The sequence below is a fragment of the Terriglobus sp. RCC_193 genome (assembly GCF_041355105.1).
In the GTDB taxonomy this organism is placed as follows: domain Bacteria; phylum Acidobacteriota; class Terriglobia; order Terriglobales; family Acidobacteriaceae; genus Terriglobus.
The window spans coordinates 1,938,067-1,958,789 of the sequence record NZ_JBFUPK010000001.1 but is presented as its reverse complement, the minus strand read 5'-3'; the positions used below and the strand labels follow the sequence as shown (position 1 = coordinate 1,958,789).

The window sequence follows — 20,723 nt, the reverse complement described above, 5'->3', positions numbered from 1 at the left end:
ACTATCGGGATAGTTCTTGCCAGCAATACTGGCAAAACATGCAGGATAACGTTTGAAACGTATCAATGAACTAAACGAAAACTCTAATAGCTATTGATAGGTCCAGCCTCGAAATCAAAGGGAGACAAGGCAGGCAACAGCAGGCTGCGACCACGTTCGCCACCCCATTTCTTAAGTGATTCAGGAGAACCGTGGATCTTCTGCGACCAGGCGTTCGCTAAGAGCAAAGCGCACCAGTTCCGCGTTACTCTTCAGGCCAAATTCTTCCATGATTTTGTATTTGTGAAATGCAATCGTGCGTACCGCAACATCAAGAATGGCTGCGGCTTCTTTCATGGAGCGTCCTTCAGCCAGAAGTTGTAGCACCTCGCGCTGGCGTGGTGTCAGCTCCTTATTCTTGATTGGTTTCGGATTGCGAATAAATTCATCCATGAGGGGCTGTGCGATGGAAGGTGTGACGTACGTTCTTCCGCGCAGGATAGAGTCGAGTGCGAGCTTTAATTCTGTGCCAGCGGATTTCTTCAGAAGATAGCCCGAGGCCCAGTTGTGGAGCGCGACGGAAGCTACATCCGGATCTTCATTCATGGTGACGACAACGAACTTTGTCCGTGGCAGCATTTTTTTCAATTGTTGACCAGCATCAATACCATTCAGCAGTGGCATGCCAAGGTCAAGAATCACAATTTCCGGCTTCAGCTCTACGGCACGTGACAGTAGTTTTTTGCCGTCATGGACAAGGTCCAGAACTTGGAAATCCGGTTCGAGAAGCGCTCGCAACGCTTCTGCGATGAGGATATGGTCGTCCGCAATCAGAACACCAGGCCGATTCACGGTGTACCCCTTTCTCCCACCTCGAAATCATTCCGCATTCGCTCTTGCCTGCATGACCGCGTCAGGGGAAACCGGGCGGACTGTTAATCCCATACAGTCGACATGAATAGGTGAAAGAAACGAAAACGCCCACGCGAGCCACGTTCACGTTCATCATCCATCTTTGAACTGCCTGTTACTTGACCACTGAGCATAGCACTCATGGAGCGAGTTGCACCTGTAAGAACTGGCAGTAGTGACTGAAGCAGAATTGCAATGTGATATTGCTGCACCCGCATGGCATGTGCACTCCATAGTCGCCGTATCCAGCAGGAGGGAGCAGTGGTTATCAATGTTCTCGGGAACGGCAGACTGATGCGTTGTGCTGCACTGAGCGGTGATAAGCGATTGCACGCGGTCTGTCGTTCGTTTCGCATTTGGTCAGTCATCTTCATCATCGTGGTGTTCGCAACGCCCGCCTTTGCTTCGAACAGGCAGAAAAACGACACCATTACGCTGAAGAATGGCGACATGATCACCTGTGAGATCCGCTCTCTTGAAAAGGGGGAGCTTACCATCAAGCAGCCTAACGCAACTTCGACGGTGGTCCTTGATTGGAAGAGCATTGCGACGCTTCAATCAAAGCAATCGTTCGTTGTGATTGATAACCACGGCAGAACGTTCAGCGGGACGATACATCAAGACTCAATCGATTCCATGCTCGTGGTGGAAGGGGTTGCATCTGCATCTGTTCCTCATGGCCTGGTGGTAAGCATTCAAGAAACCGATGCGAGATTTTTTCGCAGTTGGCGTGGCGATATTGATTTAGGCATGAACTTTGCCCAATCGAACTCTCAGAAGCAGGCAACACTGCAGGGAAACCTGTTTTCACAAACAGTGAAACGGGTCATCGGCGTGACTGTGAGCACACAGTTTACGAGTCAGTTGGAAACCAGCAATACACGCCAAACGGATATCAAAACGGAATACTTCGCGCAGCTTCGACGAACGCGATGGGCAGCAGGTGGAATCGCCAACTTCCTTTCCAGTTCAGCGCAGAAGATCAATCTGCGGACATCTCTTGGAGCGGCGCTTGCGATGCGTCCAATTATCAGCAACAAAACGGACCTTACCTTTATTGGCGGTGTCGCCTACACCATTGAAAATGATTCCTCAGCCGCGGCGTCACCGCGATCCAACAGTTTGGATTCAGCATGGGCTATGCAGTATTCCACTTTTCGTTTCGATTCGACAGATTTTGATACCACGGTGTGGGTATACCCCAGTCTTACGCAGGGGGGGCGAGTGAGAATGACGCTGAACCAGGACGTCTACGTGAAGTTCTACAAAGACTTCTATGTTCGCGGCAGCTTTTATGACAACTATGACAACCGCCCTACGGTGTCGGCGCCCACGAACAATCTGGGAACTTCGCTGACAGTGGGTTGGTCGTTCCGCTAAAGGCGGAAGGCGGTGGATACATATCTGGCAAATCTGCCAGTGGTACGCGAAGGTGTGCGCCGATAGCTTGATAGGGCGCAGTGGCAGAAGCGGCCCTGTCTTATCGCTCGTGTAACAACTTCCGCGATTCATGAGAAGGGGGACGATTGCTATGACAGGAATTCGTTGCGGCCTGATCCTGGCAGTGGTTCTACTTTCGCGCTTGTTGAGTGCCCAGAAAGCCACGCCTGCAAACTCTCCGCGATCCGAGAGTGATAGTGCCCCGATTCTGTTTGGAACGAATGTGGATGTCGATCAGGGTGGCAAGAGCAAAGGGACGAATCTCGGGTTGGGTGCCTACGAATCCAAGAAGAAGGATCAGAAGAAGAAAAAGCATCGCGGTGAATTCGCGATTGCCCCAATTCCTATGGTGAACCCTTCTATTGGGAACGGCGGCGGACTGGGGATCATCTACGCGGTCCGTCTTGATGGAGGCCCGGAGTCAGAACCGTCTGCATTAGGTGCGGCTGGTTTCATTACTGCAAAGGGAAGTTGGTCAGCAGGCTTGGGTGGGCAGATTCACCTGCGCGACGAGAAATACCGAATCACGGTTGCTGTCGGTGGTGGCAAATTTAACTATAACTACTTTGGCGTCGGGACTGGCAGCGGGGGTAAAAGCATTCCGCTCTCCCAGACCTCAAAGGCTTTCCTCATAGAACCGAAGATTCGTGTCTATCGTGATTGGTATCTGGGACCGCGTTATCACATCATCGGCAGTACCGCCGGCTTGAACTCGACTACTCTGGATCCCAGCAAGCTTCTCATACCGCTGCCGTCCACGGTAGATCTTCGTACGGCGGCGTTGGGAATCCGGCTGCAGCGAGACACCAGTGATAGCTCATTTTATCCCACCAGCGGATCGCTCTTCGATGCACTTGCAGATTTCTATGCACCGCAATTTGGCGGCAAGCGAACCTATCAGAATCTGACGCTCACGTATAACAAGTATCTTCCGCTGGGTAAGAAGAACATCCTCGCAATTCATGCCTCCTCCTGCATGGTGACGGATGGCGCACCTTTCTATGACGTATGTGAACTCGGCTTGTCCAAAGACCTTCGCGGCTACCAGGTGGGACAGTTTCGTGATGATCGCATGCTGGTCGGGCAGATGGAATTCCGCAGGGAGTTGTTCTGGAGAATTGGCGCCACAGCGTTTGCGGGAGCAGGAGCGGTCGCACATGACTGGGGCGGGTTCAGCAATTCACAAGCAGAACCGGGCGGAGGGCTGGGCCTTCGGTTCATTCTCGCCAAGCGGAATCACATCAACCTCCGCATGGATTACGCATGGGGTGACAGCAGTCACGCCGCCTATGTCAGTCTGGGCGAAGCGTTTTGATGGCGGTCACGCCCTCTTCGTTATCCATCTTCCTGATTTTTCAGGCTTCCGGTACTTCGTAACGCGCAGCCGGGCGTGCCTGCTGTTGGAGCTCTGCTGGCCTGAATTCTCAAGGTTTCTCAACAGCACGAAGGCAGGAAGGGTTCAACCAGCGCCCCAGGCTTCTTGTGCCGGTCGAGAACGGCGAGTAGAAATCGCTTTCCCATCGAAGACGAAGTGCAGTATGCTTTATTTCATCCAGAAAATTCCTGTGTCAGCAATGTGCTGTGCGATTCGCAGTCCGCAGACTGTCTTTGTGCACAGTTGTGCATGGAAGTTCGTCTAAGCAGGATGGGATGTGGAGGCAGGGGACAGCGTGCAAGAAATTTTGCATCGAGCGACGTTGCTGTGTGCGGATGATGACGCAAGCGTGATCATCCGCCTGCGCGCCATGCTGTCGGACACATACAACATCGTGGCAACGGCCAGTGACGGAGAAGACGCGTTGAAACAGGCGCTTCAGCTTCGTCCCGACGTTGCCATCCTGGATATCTCCATGCCTCGGATGGACGGCATGACAGTAGCGCGATATATGCGAAAAGCAGAATGTCCTACAAAAATTATCTTTCTGACGCTCATTCAGGATGAGGACTACGTAGCCATCGCCAGGACGATCGGCAATGGATATGTTCTGAAGAAAAAACTGGCCAGCGATTTAGTTCCAGCGCTACAGTCGGCTGTCCGTGGTGAATTTTATTGTTCTCTATAAAACAATAAAAACCCCCTCTTAGATTTCACGGATTCCTGTAGACATTCTGATATATCAAAGCGGCCTGTCAGAACTTGACAGCCGTGTCACTCTAATTTCATGCACAACGAGAAGTGCTTTCATGTAGGCTATTCGCGAACGCATATGCATGGAAGAAGTGGCACGACCGCAAGCGTCCTACTCCAGCAATGCTATCCGACAGCCCCACATTCCTGTCGGATACGGACCTTTTGATGAACTGATGCCCTCTAACTATCCCCTGGGTTATATGCCCGCATTGACTTGTGCTCGAATCGAGGATTGTATGGGGTCTGCAAAGGTATATTCCAGTCATCAATCGTTTGTTCCATGGTCACTGAAGCAAACAAGCCCTGGATTTCATAAGTTAGCTAACCGCTCATCGATTTACAGTCAGAATGCGCATGACCCGGTTCGAAAAGGCGTCGACGCATTCGCTCGTCTTCACAACTGCGAGCACGTAGCGTGGTTGTATCTTCTGGATGGCGGTCGCCTTGCACCGGTGTACCCGTCCTCGCCGAAGTCTGTTTTATTACGTTTTTTGAATGACAGCTTCGACGATCTGCGTGGCCTTCTGGAAAAGGCCAGCTTGAGAATTCCAGCGTTTTGGCAGCGTAAGGAGGCAGCATCATCCGTTGCCACTTCTAAGACTGCGGCTATCAACTCGCTGATGATGTTCCCACACAGCCAGGACGGCTTTGGTCAGACAGTTCTGATCCTCGCCAGTCGTCGCCATGAGATCGCGCGGTCGGCTGACTGTGTTGCGCAGGCCAACCTATTGCTTGACCTTATGGTTCATGCGGAACAGGAGCGCCGATCGGCGGAGATGGTGCGTTCCTCGACCTATGTCGCGGAATTGCTACTCTCGTCTGTTCCATTTCCAATGGCGATGCTGGAGTCCTCCGGACGATTTCTTTCTGTAAATGCGCATTTTCAAAATGCCCTGGGGTATTCGCAGCAGGAATTCGATGCCATGCAGTACAACGACCTCACCGCATGGCATCCAGGGGCTGCCTTGCATAAGAAGGGAAGCTATCGTTCCGCAGGTGGTCCTCAGGACCAGATGCTGACTCGGAAAGATGGCTCTACCCTGTTAGCAAATGTCGTTGTTACGACTATGGAAGGACTTGGAAGCCGACAGCTTATTGCGCTGAAAACAATGTCCGGGCCAGAGCGTGGGGAAAGGGAATTGGAGCAGCGTAAGCGTGAGATACGTGTCCTTACGGCCCAGTTGCTTCGTTCGCAGGAAGATGAGCGGAAACGTCTGTCGCGTGAACTGCATGATGATATCGGGCAGCGGCTTTCATTGGTGACCAGCCAGATCGCCCTGCTGTCAGACGATCCGTTGCAGCCGCTTCCAGGTACGTACTCAGGACAGTTAAAGCATATTCGCGACGAACTGGATACTCTCTGCACGGACCTGCATGAGATGTCGCATAATCTTCATTCCTGTAAATTGCAGCATCTTGGCTTAGGGCCAGCGATAAAGGCAATGTGCAGAGATTTTGAGCGCCCTGCCTTTCATGTAGATCTGCATATTGATGAGTTCGCCGATCCGGTAGCAGAGGATATTGCTCTCTGCATCTACCGCGTAGCGCAGGAGGCACTGAATAATGCACTCCATCACGCCAACGCGGAAAAAGTCTGTGTCATTGTCACCAGGCTGGGGGCAACGTATTACATGTCCATCCAGGATACGGGGAGCGGATTTGACACGGGAGTCGCTAAGACCGGACTCGGATTGATCAGTATGACGGAAAGGGTCAAGCTGCTGAACGGAGAGTTTCGAATCCATTCCTTAAAAGGACGTGGCACCGAAATATGGGCCTCCATTCCCGACGGATCTCATACGAAAACCGATTTCGGACGGATGGTGTAGATGCAGCAGAGAACTTTTCTTCAAGCGTTCCCAGTGCTTCCCGTGTGGGGAGGACTGCAGCGCAGTAGTTGCCGGATCGTGCAGTAAATACTGCGCTCACTAAGGCGGCAGGGCCCTGGCGTCTCAGGGCCTATGCCAGGAGCGGCTTTCCGGTACTCGCTTCTTCAGAGGCTGCCAAAGCTCTGCCATGCTGCACGCGAATGCAGGTAACGAGTGAATAGGAATATCTACTTAGCTGGTGGAAACGTCTTGAAGAACTTCGCCACTGATTTATTCATCTTGTCGATGTTTTTCTCGGGTTTTCCTGAAAGATCTCCGTCGCTTACACCGCGCCAGATGAGTTTCTTCGTCTTCGTATCAAACATTGCGACAACAAGCGTACCTTGCCGAGTGTTGTAGGTGGATGTAGTGGCAATGCCCGAGCCCCAACGCCATCCGCCGCCAGAATAAAACGTCTGCTCTTCCTGTTGATTGCGCACCTGGCCTAGTGCTGCAACGGCAATGTCGCCACCGTCAGCAACCTTTGTCCACCCCTTTGCCTGGAGCTGTTGATCGACGGAGGTCTTGATCCGATCGGCCCAGATAGAGTCAACCGTTTTGACCTGTCCCCAGCTATAGGTGTGGTAGCCACTGAAGTTTGCTGAGTGGTCGTAGTCCACGCTGGTTTTCTGAGCAGAAATCGCAATAGTGGATGTGAGGGCGAAAAGCAGCATGGCAGATGTGCGCAGGGGTTTCATGGAATAGTCCTTGAAATTGACGGTTCAGTTTACGGTTCCACCAGGTTCCACGATGGATCTGGATCGAAGCTTGTTATGTTGGGAGCAATCTTAGAGGTATCTGCGCCAAGATCCTTCTCGTAGGTACGACCGTGAGAGTCGGTCATGAATGTCATCACACCGCTGGACTTATATCCTGCCGGATAAGCCAGAATGGCAAACCCTTTCGTAAGTGCGCCATTGGTGAAGTAATTGCGCGCACCTCCCGGAGCATGGGGCCCTTGGGCGGTGAGAATTTTGTAGTAGTAGCCTCCATAGGGCACCAGTTTGGAGCCCTTTGGGTGAACAATGCCGTAACCTTGATCGGAAGCAGCAGCCAGTAGTGGCCCTGCCGGGCTTTCGGCATCATTGCCCTGCGCGTCCCAGTAGAGGCCGTCATGGAAGCCCGGGCGACTCCAGAAGTGGGCTGCATAGGCGCCGGCCGGTACTCCATCATGCGCCGTCAAGGCGTAGGAACGCTGCAGTTTTACCAGTTGCAGAGAAGCCTGCATCGCGTCGAACTCATTGCGCCCCACGCGGCGGTATAGCAGGTTCTGCTTTCCGGCCGCGGAATCGAAATACCACCCCGAAGCGGCTTTTCGAAGAGGGATGGGAGCGGGCCAGCGGGTAGGGCCAACTGTGAGAATCCGAATACCTCCCGGCCCCTCCATCAGTTCATGATGGTTGTCATAGGCCTCCAAAAAGGCTTGTAAGTCAGCCTTGTCCGATCCGGCATCGCCCGAGTTCAGTAGGTCACGCCCTTCGGGGCCCAGCACTTCCGTGAGCGCTTTCGTGTCGTTTGCCCTGAGAGCGAGCACGACCGCATCGGTTGCAGCCTGCGGTGATGGGAACGTCTTTTCATGATCCTGCGCCATCATGGAGAAGGGGATAGCCAAAGCAGCCGTGATGGCAACTTTGGCGGCTCGTGAGGCCAGGGAAGTGTTGTGATACATGTTCATCTGCGACCTCCGCCGCGCCGTCCGCCGCCACCACTGAATCCTCCGAAACTGCGGGTTCCACGTGACTGGGCCTGACGTGTTGATGCGCCGTTGCCGGGGTGGAATGCCCCACCCATATTGTTGTGAGGCTGCTGATAGCCAGAATGTGACATCCCCTGAGGGGTGTTGCCGCCCCCGCGCTGGGGACTCTGCACGCCACCGTAGCGATTCTGTGCCCCACCACCGTTCGGGGGACGACCACCGCCGCCATTCGGTGGATACCTACCGCCACCACCGTTGGGAGGGCCATATGGACGGGGCCCTGGACCAGGTCCCGGAGGCCCCCAGTGCGGAGGGGGCATCGGCCGAGGCGGTGGAGGGTGTCCCCACGACCAGCCCCATCCGCCCCATCCCCAGGGATAGCTATTGTTCATCCATGCGCCGAGGGCGATGCCTGCTCCGAAGCTAATGACCGCTGTAGCGACCACCGCTCCCGTGCTGGGTCCCGGAGGAGGTGCCGCGTAAACAACGGTCGGATTGTATTGCGGCACATACACAACCTGAGGATTGGCCGGTTCGATGACGATCGTCTGCTGTCCAGAGGTGCTTTCCACCACCACTTTCTGCTGCGCATTCGTCTTCAGGTTGCCGGCCTTCTGTGCCTGTTTGCGGAGGGACTGGATGGTGTCCTGCACCATCTTCTGATTTGCCTGGTAGGCGTACCCAATCTGCGCATAGTCATTGACATGCTGCGCCATTTGATCGAGCACCTGCGGAAAATTCACCAGGGCAATGAATGCGGGATCGAAGTTCTGCTGCTGCGCCGCGTTGCTCAGCGCTTCCCCTGTCAAACCCTTCTGTTGATGGATCCAATTGTCCACGTTGACGATCTGCTGCGGATCGCTGGCGGCATTGCAGATCTGCGAAAGCAACTGATCCGGATACAGCGCTATCGGCGACAGCAGTGTACGCAGTTGATCCTGCGTCGGCATTGTTGTTGTCTGCGTTTGTGCCGGGGCGGTTGCTGTCTGCGCATAAGAAAGAGTCGGCGCGAGGGCGCTCATCGTCTGAAGCGTGCAAAGGGACACGATCAGTGGCGGGACCACGAAGGCGGGGTGTCGCATGACTCATCCTCCACGCGGATTTATCCGAACATCCGCGCCCTGTAGAAGGTGACAATAAAGCCGTAACGCGGGAGCAAACACTGTCATAACGTACAGGTCTTGTGACTTTCTTCGAGTTCAGTCTTTGTCTTGAGAAATTCCAGCCGAGAGGATCAATGCGTGGGGATGAAATTGGTTTGGAAAGTATCTACGGATTAGTTCGACCCAGGGCATCGCCACGTTTGCGCCGGTGAGAAACATCGGACTGTCATTGAGATGAAGTCCGATTGGAAGACAATCTTCCGCGGAAAATTATGGGGGGCGAACGACTAAATAGATGGGGAATCTACTTACTCATTCCGCGCTTTGTTCTCATCAGTGAAGAGTAACCGTGTAGGACTCGCCCGCAGCAGGGTGGAATCGATACGCGAATCCTACTTTTCTCACCGGAGTTTCTTTTCCTGTGTGATCCTTCACCACAACGTTGCGCGCTCCCTTAAGCGAGGCAGCGATCGTTACGTGAATCGGACGACGGTCATCTGGTAATGACAGCGTGACCGAGCCTTTGGGGGCGACAGGATAGATACATGCGACGACGTTCTGGTTCTCTTTTTCCAGCGTGATTCCGGTGCCTCCGACGAATAGGGGGATCTTCTCTACCGGCAGTGCGAAGCCGCGCAATACCTGATTGCCTTGATAGATGGTTCCCGTTTCAAAATCCATCCACTCACCGACCGGCAGGTAAATATCCCGTGTGGTTGCGGTTGCGTAGTCGTTGCCATACAGCGGTGCTGCCAGAAGTGCTTCGCCAATCAACCACTCGTAGCGTCGATCAGTCGCATTCTCGTGTCCGTACACAGCGCTGTCCTTCGGATAGGCAATGGGCAAAGGAGTCATCGTCCACGGATAGCCATCGATTGCAAACTGCCGTCCGTACTGGAATAAATATGGCGAGATACGATCATGCAGTTGTGCAGCCTTGCGCATCACATTGGCCACTTCGGGGCGAAAGCTCCACGGTGGTTCGCCCATGCCCATGCTGCTGTGCAGGGCGGCCCACATGGCATTGCGCATCATGTAGGTTTCCATCTGTGGCGTTCGTTGCGTATTGAAGTGGCTTTCCCCAAATGTTCCGCCAACGATATCCGGATAGACCAGCGGAAAGCCTGCGTAGGCAAGCGCAAGTGCATTGACCGGACCACGATCCTGATCCTGGTTGTAATTGAAGTCATTGATACGGTGTAGATCACCGTTCGAAGAAAGATAACCATTGCGTTCAATGATGAGCTGGCCCTGAGCCATCAGGCGATCGTTTGTCGGATCCACCTTGTCATCACGCAGGGGATATTTTCCGTAACCGTAAAAATCTTCTTTCCACCCGCTCACGCCATAGTTTTGCCACTTCTTTACCAGAGCCATGTACCAGTCCAGCGCAGCGGGATTGTGCGCATCCAGAAGGTAGTAAGGCATCTTAGGCCACCCGCCAGTAAAGGACTCAACCTTGCCGCCGGCATCTTTCAGGAAGTAGCCGTGCTTTACGCCTTCTTCTGCGTAGGGACCGGTCGTGATGAAGGTAATACGAAGGCCAAGCATAGAGACAAGGCCCTCGTCTTTGAAGTGCTGAAACATGCCGCGCGGGTCGGGATACTTTTCCTTGTCCCAGTAACCGAAGGATGTTGTTTCATGCATCGATTCAGGCTGTGCTGGCCAGAAGCCGGAACCCACCACAATCCAGCGAAGAGGAAATCCATCCTTTAAGTAGCGGTCGATGCTCTCCGTGTCGGTCTTCTGGTTCGTATCCCAGCCAAGTGCGCCAAACGCTTCCCATCCCACGCCGAACGCTGCATACTTTGGAGTCACTACACGGTATCCGGCAGCATTCCGGGAAGCCAGATACTCCGCATAAATTGCATGCGGATCGCCGAAGAAATAATGCATGCGAACATCGCCATGGGAGTGTTCCACGCCCTGCACAATTTCGTTGCTATTAGTGTGAACAATCTTCCGATACGGATCGATCAATACTTCCGCAAATCCCTGCTTCGGATAGATGATGAAGTTACTGACGAGCCGCGTAAGGCCCTGACCAGACAGGAAGATATCGTCCTTAAATCCCGTCACATCGGTATTGAACTGCTTGTTTTCCAGCGTGGAGAACTGTTTCTGCTCCACGGCATGATCCGCCAAACCGTATGCGGGAGATGCGCCAAACGTAACAAATCGTACTTCCGCTCCATCATGTGCAGGATGCAGGGTAAGTGCAATGTGATGTGGCTCAACGCGGATGGTGAGAGCCGCTTCTTCGCCTGCAGCAGTCTTGCCATGCAGGATGCATGGCGATGCTTTGCACGTGTCCGTCAGTGTCAACGGACTCCCGTTGATCAAAATACCTGCGGTGGGCGAAGCAAGGATTGTTGTGCTGCCATTGCTGTCTATAGAAAAGCGAGCGCCGGGTCTCTCTGCATGAAAAACAATGCCGGATGAAGAAAGCTGAATACTGTTCTGGCCAACGGCGCCGAATGGGAGCAGAGCGGTGACAGTCATGATGACAGTCGAGAGGCGAAGAGAAAGCAAGATCATCCTCCAGCAAATGGTGTGAATCGGCGTTCAAATTTGCCTGGTTCTTTACAGGTTTAACGTTTAACATGTACTCTCTTCGACGTTAGCTTGACAAGTTCTTTTTCCTCCTCGAACGGACTGGATCACAACAGTATGCATGAACTGAAAGACACGATTGGCTCGACTGGAGCCAGCACGATGGCTGGACCGAGGACATTGCGCCAGCAGAGCATGGACGCTGATTTCGTCGTGGTTGGCGGGGGACTCTCCGGCGTCTGCGCTGCCATTACCGCAGCGCGGCAGGGTGTGCGGACGATCCTGGTACAGGATCGCCCGGTGCTTGGCGGGAACGCATCCAGCGAAGTTCGGCTGTGGGTTCTGGGAGCAACTTCCCACATGGGCAATAACAATCGCTGGGCACGCGAAGGCGGCGTGATTGATGAGTTGTTGGTGGAAAACATGTGGCGCAACCCGGAAGGGAATGCCATTGTGCTTGACTCCATTCTGCTGGAATGGACGCTGCGCGAATCCAACATCACACTGCTGCTCAATACGGCAGTGGATTCCGCAGAGACCAGGCACGAAGACGGTCGCATTCTTGGTGTGAGCGCATTCTGTAGTCAGAATCAGATTCGTTACAACATCACAGCGCCGCTGTTCTGCGATGCATCAGGTGATGGCATCCTTGGATTTCTTGCAGGTGCAGCGTTCCGCGTGGGTGCGGAATCACGCGCGGAGTTTGGTGAATTGCTGGCTCCTGAAACAGAGGATCACTCTCTGCTTGGGCATTCGCTTTATTTCTACACACGTGACACTGGTAGGCCAGTGAAGTACGTGCCCCCGGCCTTCGCGTTGAAAGACATCACAGCGATACCGCGTTTCCGTGAGCTGCGCGTGACGGATTCCGGATGCCGTCTGTGGTGGCTGGAATATGGTGGCGCTCGCGACACCGTGTATGAAACGGAAGAGATTAAGTACGAGCTATGGAAGGTGGCCTATGGCGTCTGGAATTACATCAAGAATTCCGGTGAATTTCCGGAAGCAGAGACGCTAACGCTGGAGTGGATGGGAACGATTCCCGGTAAGCGTGAAAGCCGCCGCTTTGAAGGCGATTACATGCTGACGCAGCAGGATGTGATTGAACAGCGTCATCATGACGATGCTGTCAGTTTCGGCGGATGGGCCGTTGATCTGCATCCTCCGGATGGTGTCTATAGTTCGCAACCCGGTTGCACGCAGTGGCACAGCAAAGGCGTCTACACGATTCCGTATCGCACAATGTATAGCCGCAATGTGCCAAATCTATTTCTCACAGGCAGAATCCTTTCGGCATCGCACATCGCGTTCGGTTCCACACGGGTGATGGCCACGTGCGCTCACAATGCGCAAGCAGTGGGCATGGCGGCGGCATTGTGCAAGAAAGAACAACTTCTGCCGCGCGATCTGATAGAACCAGCGCATATGCAATGCCTGCAGCAGGCTCTGCTTGCGCATGGGCAACACATTCCCGGCCTGCGATTGCAGGACCCAAACGATAAAGTGCGAAGCGCAAACATCACCGCCAGTTCCACACTGCGGCTTGCCGAATTGGCGCCTTCTGGAGAATGGGAGATACTTTCGCAATCGGTGGCTCTACTGATGCCATTGACTGTTGGGGTGGTGCCACGATTTACGTTATCTGTGCGCGCAAAGGTGACGACACAGTTGCATTGTGAGTTGTGGATCGGCAGCCGCGAAGGCAACACGACTCCTGATGTGAAGCTGGATGCAATGATCCTCGCATTAAACCAGGGCGAGCAGGATGGAGTGATTGCATTCTCCGCAACCATGCCGCAAGCGGCTCATGTGTTTGTTGTGCTGCATGGCAATGAAGATGTATCTGTTGCTTTGAGCACCGAACAGGTGACGGGCATTCTGACACTTGCGCAGAAGATGAACAAGGCCGTTGCGAAGAGCACGGTGCAGTCACCACCGGAAGGCGTCGGGGTCGATACTTTTGCGTTCTGGCTTCCCACACGCAGACCGCACGCACGCAATCTGGCAATGCGATTTGAACCAGCGCTTAACCTCTTTGACCCGGAGAATGTGCGCAACGGAATTGCGCGTCCATGGAGCAGCGTGAATGCGTGGCTGCCCGCGAAGAACGACAGCAAGTCCACGTTGAAACTAACCTGGGATAAACCTCAAAGCATCTGTGAAATTGTGATCGGGTTCGATACGGACTTTGATCATCCCATGGAGTCAGTTCTGATGGGGCATCCGGAACGTGTGATGCCAGCATGTGTCACCGCATTTGAAGTTCGTGCGGGAGATATCGTGCTGACACATGTGGAAGAGAATCATCAAACACGCTACACGTTGAACCTTGCAGAGCTAATCACAACCGACGAACTTACGTTAACGATTCTTGGCCATGGCGATGCAATACCAGCGATCTTTGAAATACGTTGCTACTGATCGAAAAACAGGAGAGCGCCGTGGACAAGCAGAATAGCCGGATGAGCGCGCGGCAGTGGCAGTTGGTAGTATGGCTTTTTCTGATTGCCCTGGTGAACTACTTTGATCGTCAGAGCCTCTCGGTGGTGGCGCCACGCATGCAGGCGCTGTTGCATCTAAATGACCAGGGCTACGCTCACATCGTCAGCCTTTTCCTCTTCGCCTCTGCCATAGCCTATGGCATCTCTGGATTTATCTCTGATCGTCTTGGCACTCGCCGTTCCATGGCGCTCTTCGTTGGGTGGTGGTCGCTGGCGGAAGCTGCGACTGCGTTTGTGAGCACAGCATGGCTGCTCGGTCTCACTCGCTTCTGTCTGGGGCTCGGCGAACCCGGATTATGGGTTGCCGCGCCAAAAGCCGTGGGCGAAACCTTCGACGAGAAACGCCGCCCACTGGTAATTTCCATTTACACCATGGGCGCAACGGTGGGTGCAATCGTGGCACTGCCCATCATCACAGCGGTCACAACGCATCTGCCGTGGCGCTCCATCTTCCTTCTGGATGGCGTTGCAGGTTTACTTCTCGTTCCGGTGTGGTTCTGGATCTATCGCAGTAGCGACAGCGCTGCATCGCAACAGCCCGCAAAGGCCAACACCATGGCCGTGCTGCGACGTTCGGCAACATGGAAGCTGCTGGTCGCGCGCAGCATCACTGATCCTGTGTGGTACTTCCTGCTGTTCTGGTTTCCAAAGTATCTGCTCAGTGCGCGCCATCTACCGTTGGATTCCGTGGCAAAGGTGGGATGGATTGTCTACGCGGGTGGTGGACTTGGCACGCTGATGGGCGGTTTGATTTCCGGATATATGATCCGCTCTGGACTGCGCCCCGGCCTGGCGTATCGCCGCATCATGCTTGTTGCAGCCTGCATTGTCCCCTTGAGCCCACTTGCAGCATTCATCCCCGGAACGCTTTCCTCCATTTTCGTCGCCGCGCTCATCGCATTCGCGCACATGGGATGGCTTGCAACACTTACTGCTGTGCTGGTTGATCTGTATTCACAGCAACAACTGGGTAAAGCTGCGGGGTTGATCGCTATGGGCAGTGGCTTTGGCGGCATGCTTTCCAGTGAAGCAGTTGGTTATCTCGTCATGCATGGTGGCTACACGCCTGTGTTTTGTTTAATGGCTGTGTTGCATCCCATTGCCATTACGCTGCTGTGGCCGGTGTATACCAGCAGGGAAGAAGGCCACCCGCCACAGCAGCTTGAAGTGGCTACGGAAGTTCCGTCTTAAACAACTGCTGCACCACGGGGTAGCTGTCGCGCTTCTGACGAAGGAAGTCCACCACACCCCAACTGCGGATACCGTTGTCTGGCGTGCCATTGATGAATGAGCGATAATCCGCCCATGTCCACAGCGAACCGCCAATCACCCACGGACGTCCCTTCATCGCGGTTACGGCATCTGTAATGTCCGCGATGCGTTTGGGATCGTGCAACCCGGGCTCTCCCATCTTGCCAAATTCTGTTACGAAGATGGGCTTATCCGGATAAAGCTGGTGTGCGTAGTCAAGGCGCTTTGCATAATCGCCATAGATGTTGATGGAGACGAAGTCGCAATACTGACCGGCATCATCGGATCCCTTCTTTACTATAGGATCGCCCGTGTAACGGTCGGCAAAGGTGATCAGGCGCGTGGGATCCAGCTTCAACGAGAACGCGCGCATGTCCCGTGTCCAGTCCTTGCCTTCCTGCGTATAAGACTCGTACTCGTTGCCCACACTCCATGCAATGACGGATGGATGATTCCATTCCTGCTCGATCATCTCCTGCTGCTGCTTCTGAAAGCGCTGGCGAATGTCGGGGTCAGCCATCTGCCATGAACTCATGTTCCAGTTGCCAGCTTCGGGAATGATCAACATGCCGTGCTTATCTGCATAGTCCAATAGCGCAGGAGGCTGTGGATAGTGCGCAATACGCATCATGCGCATGTTCAGCGCAAGCATGTCACTCATGTCGCGCTCGATGGTGGCGTCAGATTCAATCAGGCCTTCGATCGGATCTTCGCCGACGCGATTCGCACCATACAAATGCACTGTTTTGCCGTTGAGTTGCAGTTCCGTTCCAACTACACGAATGTCGCGCACGCCAACTTTTGCGTCGAGCGCATCGCCGGCTGTCTGAAGATGTGCGTCATAGAGGAAAGGATCGGCAACACTCCACAGATGTGCGTGCGACAGCTTGCCTGTCCAGGTAAGTTCCTCATCGCTGTTGGCAGCAATTCGTTTGTGAGGGAACGATACTGCAAGTCCAGCGACGGTGCCTGTAATGTCCGATGTGCGATCCGTATTGCTGCCGTTGTGGGCCCATGCATGTACGGTGATCGTGGCATCGCCGGTCTTCAGGTCAGGCTTCGCATCCACTTTCATGTTGCGCAGATACACTGCATCCGTGACCAGCAGGCTCACCGGCCGCACAATGCCGCCGTAAGGAAGCCAGCCCACAATCGTGATGCGGCCATTGTTATTTGCAGAGGAAGGATTACCCGTTGCCAATGCGGGAATCGAACTGATTGTGGGTGTGTTGTTTACTTCCACCAGGATACGGTTCTTGCCCGTCTTCAATAGCGAAGTTACGTCGTATTCAAATGCTGTATAGCCGCCTTCGTGCGTGCCCAGACGCTTGCCATTCACCCACACGGTCGCCACGTCATATACCGCATCAAAGTGAAGACGAACCACCTGCCCCGGCTTGAGTGTGGGCGCATCGAAATCATGCTGATAGAGTGCCGAACCAATGTAATGGCGCCAGCGTTCGGTGCCCGTCCAGCAATGAGGAACTTCTACCGGTACCGGATTATCCAGTGTTGTTTTGAAGGTCCATCCGCTGCCATTCAGTGAGATGCGTTCTGCGGCAAAGGCCGTGCTGGTAAGTGTCATCAGGGCAAATGCGGCAGCAGCGGTGGTGCGAAGGAAGTTCATTTGTTGTGTCTCCAGTTCATTTCTACTGAAATAAAGCAGGACGGAGAAGGGAATCTCCATCCTGCAAAGTGAGGAGGCGACGTTCCGATCCTTAGAAGATGATCTTGCCTGCAAGCTGCAGTGAACGTCCATCTGCGGCACTGCTGATCACGCCGAAGGAAGAGCTGGTATTGCAGCCGCCCGCTCCTGCCGTAGCGCAACCTGGGCTGACGCCATTGCCATTCACCACAGGATTCGTCGAAGCGCCAAATGCAGTTCCGGGCATACCGAAGTTCGGATGATTCAGGAAGTTAAATGCTTCTGCTCGCAGTTGCAGTTTGAAGCGACCATAGAGTTCCGTCGTTTTAAAGATGGAGAGATCGAAGTTTTGTGTTCCCGGTCCACGTACGTGAGGCAGTGTGCGCGGAACGTTGCCGAAGGTATAGTCATTCGGATTCTGGAAGGCCAGCGTGTTGAACCATGCATTAATGTTCTGGTTCTTGTTCACCACATCTACACCTGGGACGTAGTTCGGACGGGTTGCGGTGCTCTGTGAATTTGCACCTGTAATAGTGAGCGGTGTGCCCGTCTGGAAGACACCGATCAGGTTGAGTTGGAAGCCGCCCACCACGCGGTTCAGGAAGCCGCTGTGCAGGTCAAAGCGCTGCCCTTTTCCAATGGGAAGGTTATACAGCGCGCTGATCGTGGCACGCTGCGATACGTCCGACGGATCCAATGAGTATTCCGCCGCGCGGTTGTATGGGTTCTGATAGCCATTGTTCGATGCGAGGCCATTCAGATATGCCAGCGGTGAGTTGACACTGTCGGTAAGCAGCTTGCCCATGGTGTATCCGAAGAGAACGGTGAGACCGTTCTTTGCCTGCCGCTGTGCAGACAGTTCCAGATAATCTGCGTGCAGGTTGCCCACATGTGCGTTGTACGTGGAGATCGTGGAGTAGTACGGGTATGGGTTAAGCAGCGTCTGTCGCGATACCGTTGCTGCGCCGAGTGAACCGGCAAACTTACCGGCATAGGGGTTAGCAACCTGCGTTTGTAGATACGTCTTGCCAAGAGAAAAGTAGCTCGGGTTTAGCGCATTGATATTCCATCCGCCTGCGGGAAGATGGACGCCGTGGTTGCCCACATAGGTAATCTGCAACACCGTATCGTAAGGGATCTGACGTTGAATGCTGAGTGTATATTGCTGCGATTGAGGCGACTTCCAGGCGCCGGGAGTCTGATAGCCCACGGACTGACCCAGGAAGCCGAGTGGGCCATACGATGCGCCGCCAGGCTGCAACGGATCATACGGGAAACCGTTTTTAAACTGGAAGGCAGGCTGATTGGTGGTCGCGCTGTAGTTGGTACTGGTGGATGAGAAGCCATTCGTCTGGCCGGTATAAATGGAGTTGAAAAACAGCGGATAGTAGATACCGAAACCACCGCGCAGGACAGTCTTGCCATCGCCGGTTAATTGGTATGCGAAGCCTAGCCGCGGGCCGAAATCGCGATAGCTTTCCGGAACGAAGTTACGACCTACACCCGGCGTATTCGCATACTGCATGATGCCGGTGTAACCGCCGGAGCTAAGTGCCGGGTTGAAGTTGCTATAGCCGTTGTTCTGCTCGAAGGGCTGTTGCTGAAAGTCATAACGCAGGCCAAGGTTTAGTGTCAGTCGATCCGATACGGACCAATCATCCTGAATGAAACCAGACACGCTGAACGCGCGATCCAATTCCCCCTGGTTTGTGGTGATGCCTGCCGAGCTGACGGCACCCGAAAGGAAAGTAGCGTAAGTGTTTCCGCTATTCGTCGTATTAGGAGCCGCGGCACCGCCGGATGGATCCTGGGTAAGACTTGCAGCAAAGCTGAAAGTGCCAGACGGCGCATTGCGTTGCAGGTTCGCACCGGCGTTGTAACGCCAGTCAAAGCCGAAACTGAGCGCGTGACGCTGGATGACCTTGCTGACGGTGTCTGTAACTTCCGGTAGCGTGTAGGCGCGATAGCCGATGGTCTGATTGGAACTCGGCAGCCCGTTGCTCACCGTGGGAATTGCAAAGCTGGGAACGTTTGAGGGAAGCCCAAGCTTCTGCGGCCAGTTCTGCCCTGCACTTGCTGCCTGGAAGGGGAACTCCTGACGCTCAATCGAAAGCCGAAGGTCATTGATCAAAGAGGACGAGAAGACGTGTGTGTCACCGATGAGTAGTTCTTCCGCCGTGTAAGTGTCATAGCGGTTGGCCACGACTGGATTTGGATAATAAGTGCCACCACCCGTGCCACCATTGGTGTAGTTCTGATAGTAGGCAAAGCGTGCAAAGAGCGTGTCCTTCTCGCCCAGGTGATAGTCCACACGTCCCAGTGCGTTGTACATATGGGACAGGCCCTGCGCATTGAACAAGTAGTTGTTCGTGTTGGTGCGCTGCTGTGCAACGGTTGCAGGCGTGTTATTCGGCAGCGGGTAGAAATTATTTTGGTAAGCAACAGCAACCGGATCAAGATTGGTTATCTGGTTGTTTGCATAACGCTGACGGGTATAGACCGTATTGCCGCCTGTGGTTGTAGCAGTAGTGGTGTACGGGTTGTAAAGCGGAATGAAGTTTCCATTGGCGTCGATTAGCTGGCTGAAGTCGCCCGTACGCTGCGCAGCCGTAGGTACGCTGAGAAACTGTGGCGATGCTTGCTTGAACTGGTAGGTTTCAAAGTTCCCGAAAACGTATGCCTTGTTTTTTATAATCGGCGCGCCCATGGCCCCGCCGAACTGGTTGTAACGCAGCACCGGCTTTGCGACAACGCCGGTACGGGCGAAGTAGTTTCGCGCATTGAATACATCGTTCCGCAAGAATTCATAGGCCGAGCCATGAATGCTATTGGTACCGCTGCGACTAACCAGGTTCACCACGCCGCCCAGCGTGAAACCATACTGTGCAGAGAAAACACCGCTCTGCACTTTGAATTCCTGAATGGCATCCACGGTCGGATTCACAGCGATTTCGCCGGTCGTGGTGGAGAGGTTGCTCTGGCCATCGAGGATGTACGAGTTCGATCCTGTAGGCGAGCCGTTGATCGAAATGGCTGAAAGATTTGTGCCGCGGTTTGCGAAGCCAGACTGTGCCACCGTCGTGTTGATCCGAACACCTGGTGTCAGCGTGGTTAGTGCAATGACGTTGCGGCCATTCAGCGGCAGTTCTTCAATCGACTTCTCGCCGATGACCGCACCCAGCGTTGCAGAAGTGGTATCAAGTGCCGTGGCTTGCGTTGCTTCTACCACTACCGTGTCATTAACACCACCAACGGTCAGCGTGGCGTCTTCACCGACTCGTTGACCAACAGTTACGATAATGTTGCTGATGACCGACTTGCCGAAGCCCTGCCGCGTAATGGTCACGCGATAGTTGCTGCCGGGAGTCAATGGCGGCGAGTTATAGAAACCCGCGTCGTTTGTTGTCAGATGGATGGCATCGTTACGGTCGATATTTTCAATATCGACGGTCGCGTTGGGAACCACCGCACCGCTGGAATCGTGCACCGTTCCAGAGATATTGCCCGTCCCCTGCTGCGCGTACATCGGAAGCGCACACAGGAAAATGGGCGTTGCCAGCACGGCTGTTCGTGCCAGTTGCGTTTGCCTCAAGGACTTCAACATACCTTCACCCCAGGATAGGTCTGCGTTCTTTTATGTAGTG

13 protein-coding genes are annotated in these 20,723 nt (G+C 54.1%); 6 read left to right on the top strand and 7 right to left on the bottom strand.

Going from position 1 to position 20,723, the window contains the following annotated elements:
- Positions 1-180 precede the first annotated feature (180 nt).
- Positions 181-831, bottom strand: coding sequence for a response regulator (locus tag AB6729_RS08185; protein WP_371081087.1), 651 nt, complete (start codon positions 829-831; stop codon positions 181-183).
- Positions 832-1,152: 321 nt separating this feature from the next.
- Between AB6729_RS08185 and AB6729_RS08180 the strand changes: the two genes are divergently transcribed.
- From AB6729_RS08180 to AB6729_RS08165, 4 genes are all read left to right on the top strand, one after another.
- Positions 1,153-2,271: a DUF481 domain-containing protein gene (locus tag AB6729_RS08180; protein WP_371081086.1), complete on the top strand. Its 1,119-nt coding sequence runs from the start codon at positions 1,153-1,155 to the stop codon at positions 2,269-2,271.
- A 151-nt stretch (positions 2,272-2,422) separates the two neighbouring features.
- A complete protein-coding gene (locus AB6729_RS08175) occupies positions 2,423-3,646 on the top strand; it encodes a BamA/TamA family outer membrane protein (RefSeq protein ID WP_371081085.1) in 1,224 nt (407 codons plus the stop codon).
- A gap of 355 nt (positions 3,647-4,001) precedes the next feature.
- Positions 4,002-4,394, top strand: a complete 393-nt coding sequence (locus AB6729_RS08170; RefSeq protein ID WP_371081084.1) for a response regulator transcription factor — start codon at positions 4,002-4,004, stop codon at positions 4,392-4,394.
- Between the two features lie 148 nt (positions 4,395-4,542).
- Positions 4,543-6,291 (top strand): ATP-binding protein, encoded by a 1,749-nt coding sequence (locus AB6729_RS08165; protein ID WP_371081083.1) that lies wholly within the window; start codon positions 4,543-4,545, stop codon positions 6,289-6,291.
- 227 nt (positions 6,292-6,518) lie between these two features.
- Here AB6729_RS08165 and AB6729_RS08160 read toward each other — a convergent pair whose 3' ends face one another.
- The 4 genes from AB6729_RS08160 to AB6729_RS08145 form a co-directional block, all read right to left on the bottom strand.
- A complete protein-coding gene (locus AB6729_RS08160; protein ID WP_371081082.1) occupies positions 6,519-7,028 on the bottom strand; it encodes a DUF4136 domain-containing protein in 510 nt (169 codons plus the stop codon).
- A 29-nt stretch (positions 7,029-7,057) separates the two neighbouring features.
- Positions 7,058-8,005 carry a DUF2950 domain-containing protein gene (locus tag AB6729_RS08155; RefSeq protein ID WP_371081081.1) on the bottom strand — a complete coding sequence of 316 codons (948 nt, stop codon included), beginning with the start codon at positions 8,003-8,005 and terminating at the stop codon, positions 7,058-7,060.
- Positions 8,002-9,108 carry a DUF3300 domain-containing protein gene (locus AB6729_RS08150; RefSeq protein WP_371081080.1) on the bottom strand — a complete coding sequence of 369 codons (1,107 nt, stop codon included), beginning with the start codon at positions 9,106-9,108 and terminating at the stop codon, positions 8,002-8,004. Before AB6729_RS08150 ends, AB6729_RS08155 begins: the two co-directional genes overlap by 4 nt.
- 354 nt (positions 9,109-9,462) lie before the next feature.
- Positions 9,463-11,661 (bottom strand): TIM-barrel domain-containing protein, encoded by a 2,199-nt coding sequence (locus AB6729_RS08145; RefSeq protein ID WP_371081079.1) that lies wholly within the window; start codon positions 11,659-11,661, stop codon positions 9,463-9,465.
- Between the two features lie 138 nt (positions 11,662-11,799).
- On the opposite strand from AB6729_RS08145, the gene AB6729_RS08140 reads away from it, so the two are divergent.
- Positions 11,800-14,103 carry an FAD-dependent oxidoreductase gene (locus tag AB6729_RS08140; protein WP_371081078.1) on the top strand — a complete coding sequence of 768 codons (2,304 nt, stop codon included), beginning with the start codon at positions 11,800-11,802 and terminating at the stop codon, positions 14,101-14,103.
- 20 nt (positions 14,104-14,123) lie between these two features.
- A complete protein-coding gene (locus AB6729_RS08135; protein WP_371081077.1) occupies positions 14,124-15,374 on the top strand; it encodes an MFS transporter in 1,251 nt (416 codons plus the stop codon).
- Here the strand turns inward: AB6729_RS08135 and AB6729_RS08130 are convergent.
- Both AB6729_RS08130 and AB6729_RS08125 read right to left on the bottom strand, forming a co-directional pair.
- Complete coding sequence (locus tag AB6729_RS08130) at positions 15,355-17,061, bottom strand: glycoside hydrolase family 2 protein (RefSeq protein ID WP_371081076.1); 1,707 nt, start codon at positions 17,059-17,061, stop codon at positions 15,355-15,357. The two genes, AB6729_RS08135 and AB6729_RS08130, sit on opposite strands and share 20 nt — an antisense overlap.
- A 91-nt stretch (positions 17,062-17,152) precedes the next feature.
- A complete protein-coding gene (locus AB6729_RS08125; RefSeq protein WP_371081075.1) occupies positions 17,153-20,683 on the bottom strand; it encodes a carboxypeptidase regulatory-like domain-containing protein in 3,531 nt (1,176 codons plus the stop codon).
- Positions 20,684-20,723 lie beyond the last annotated feature (40 nt).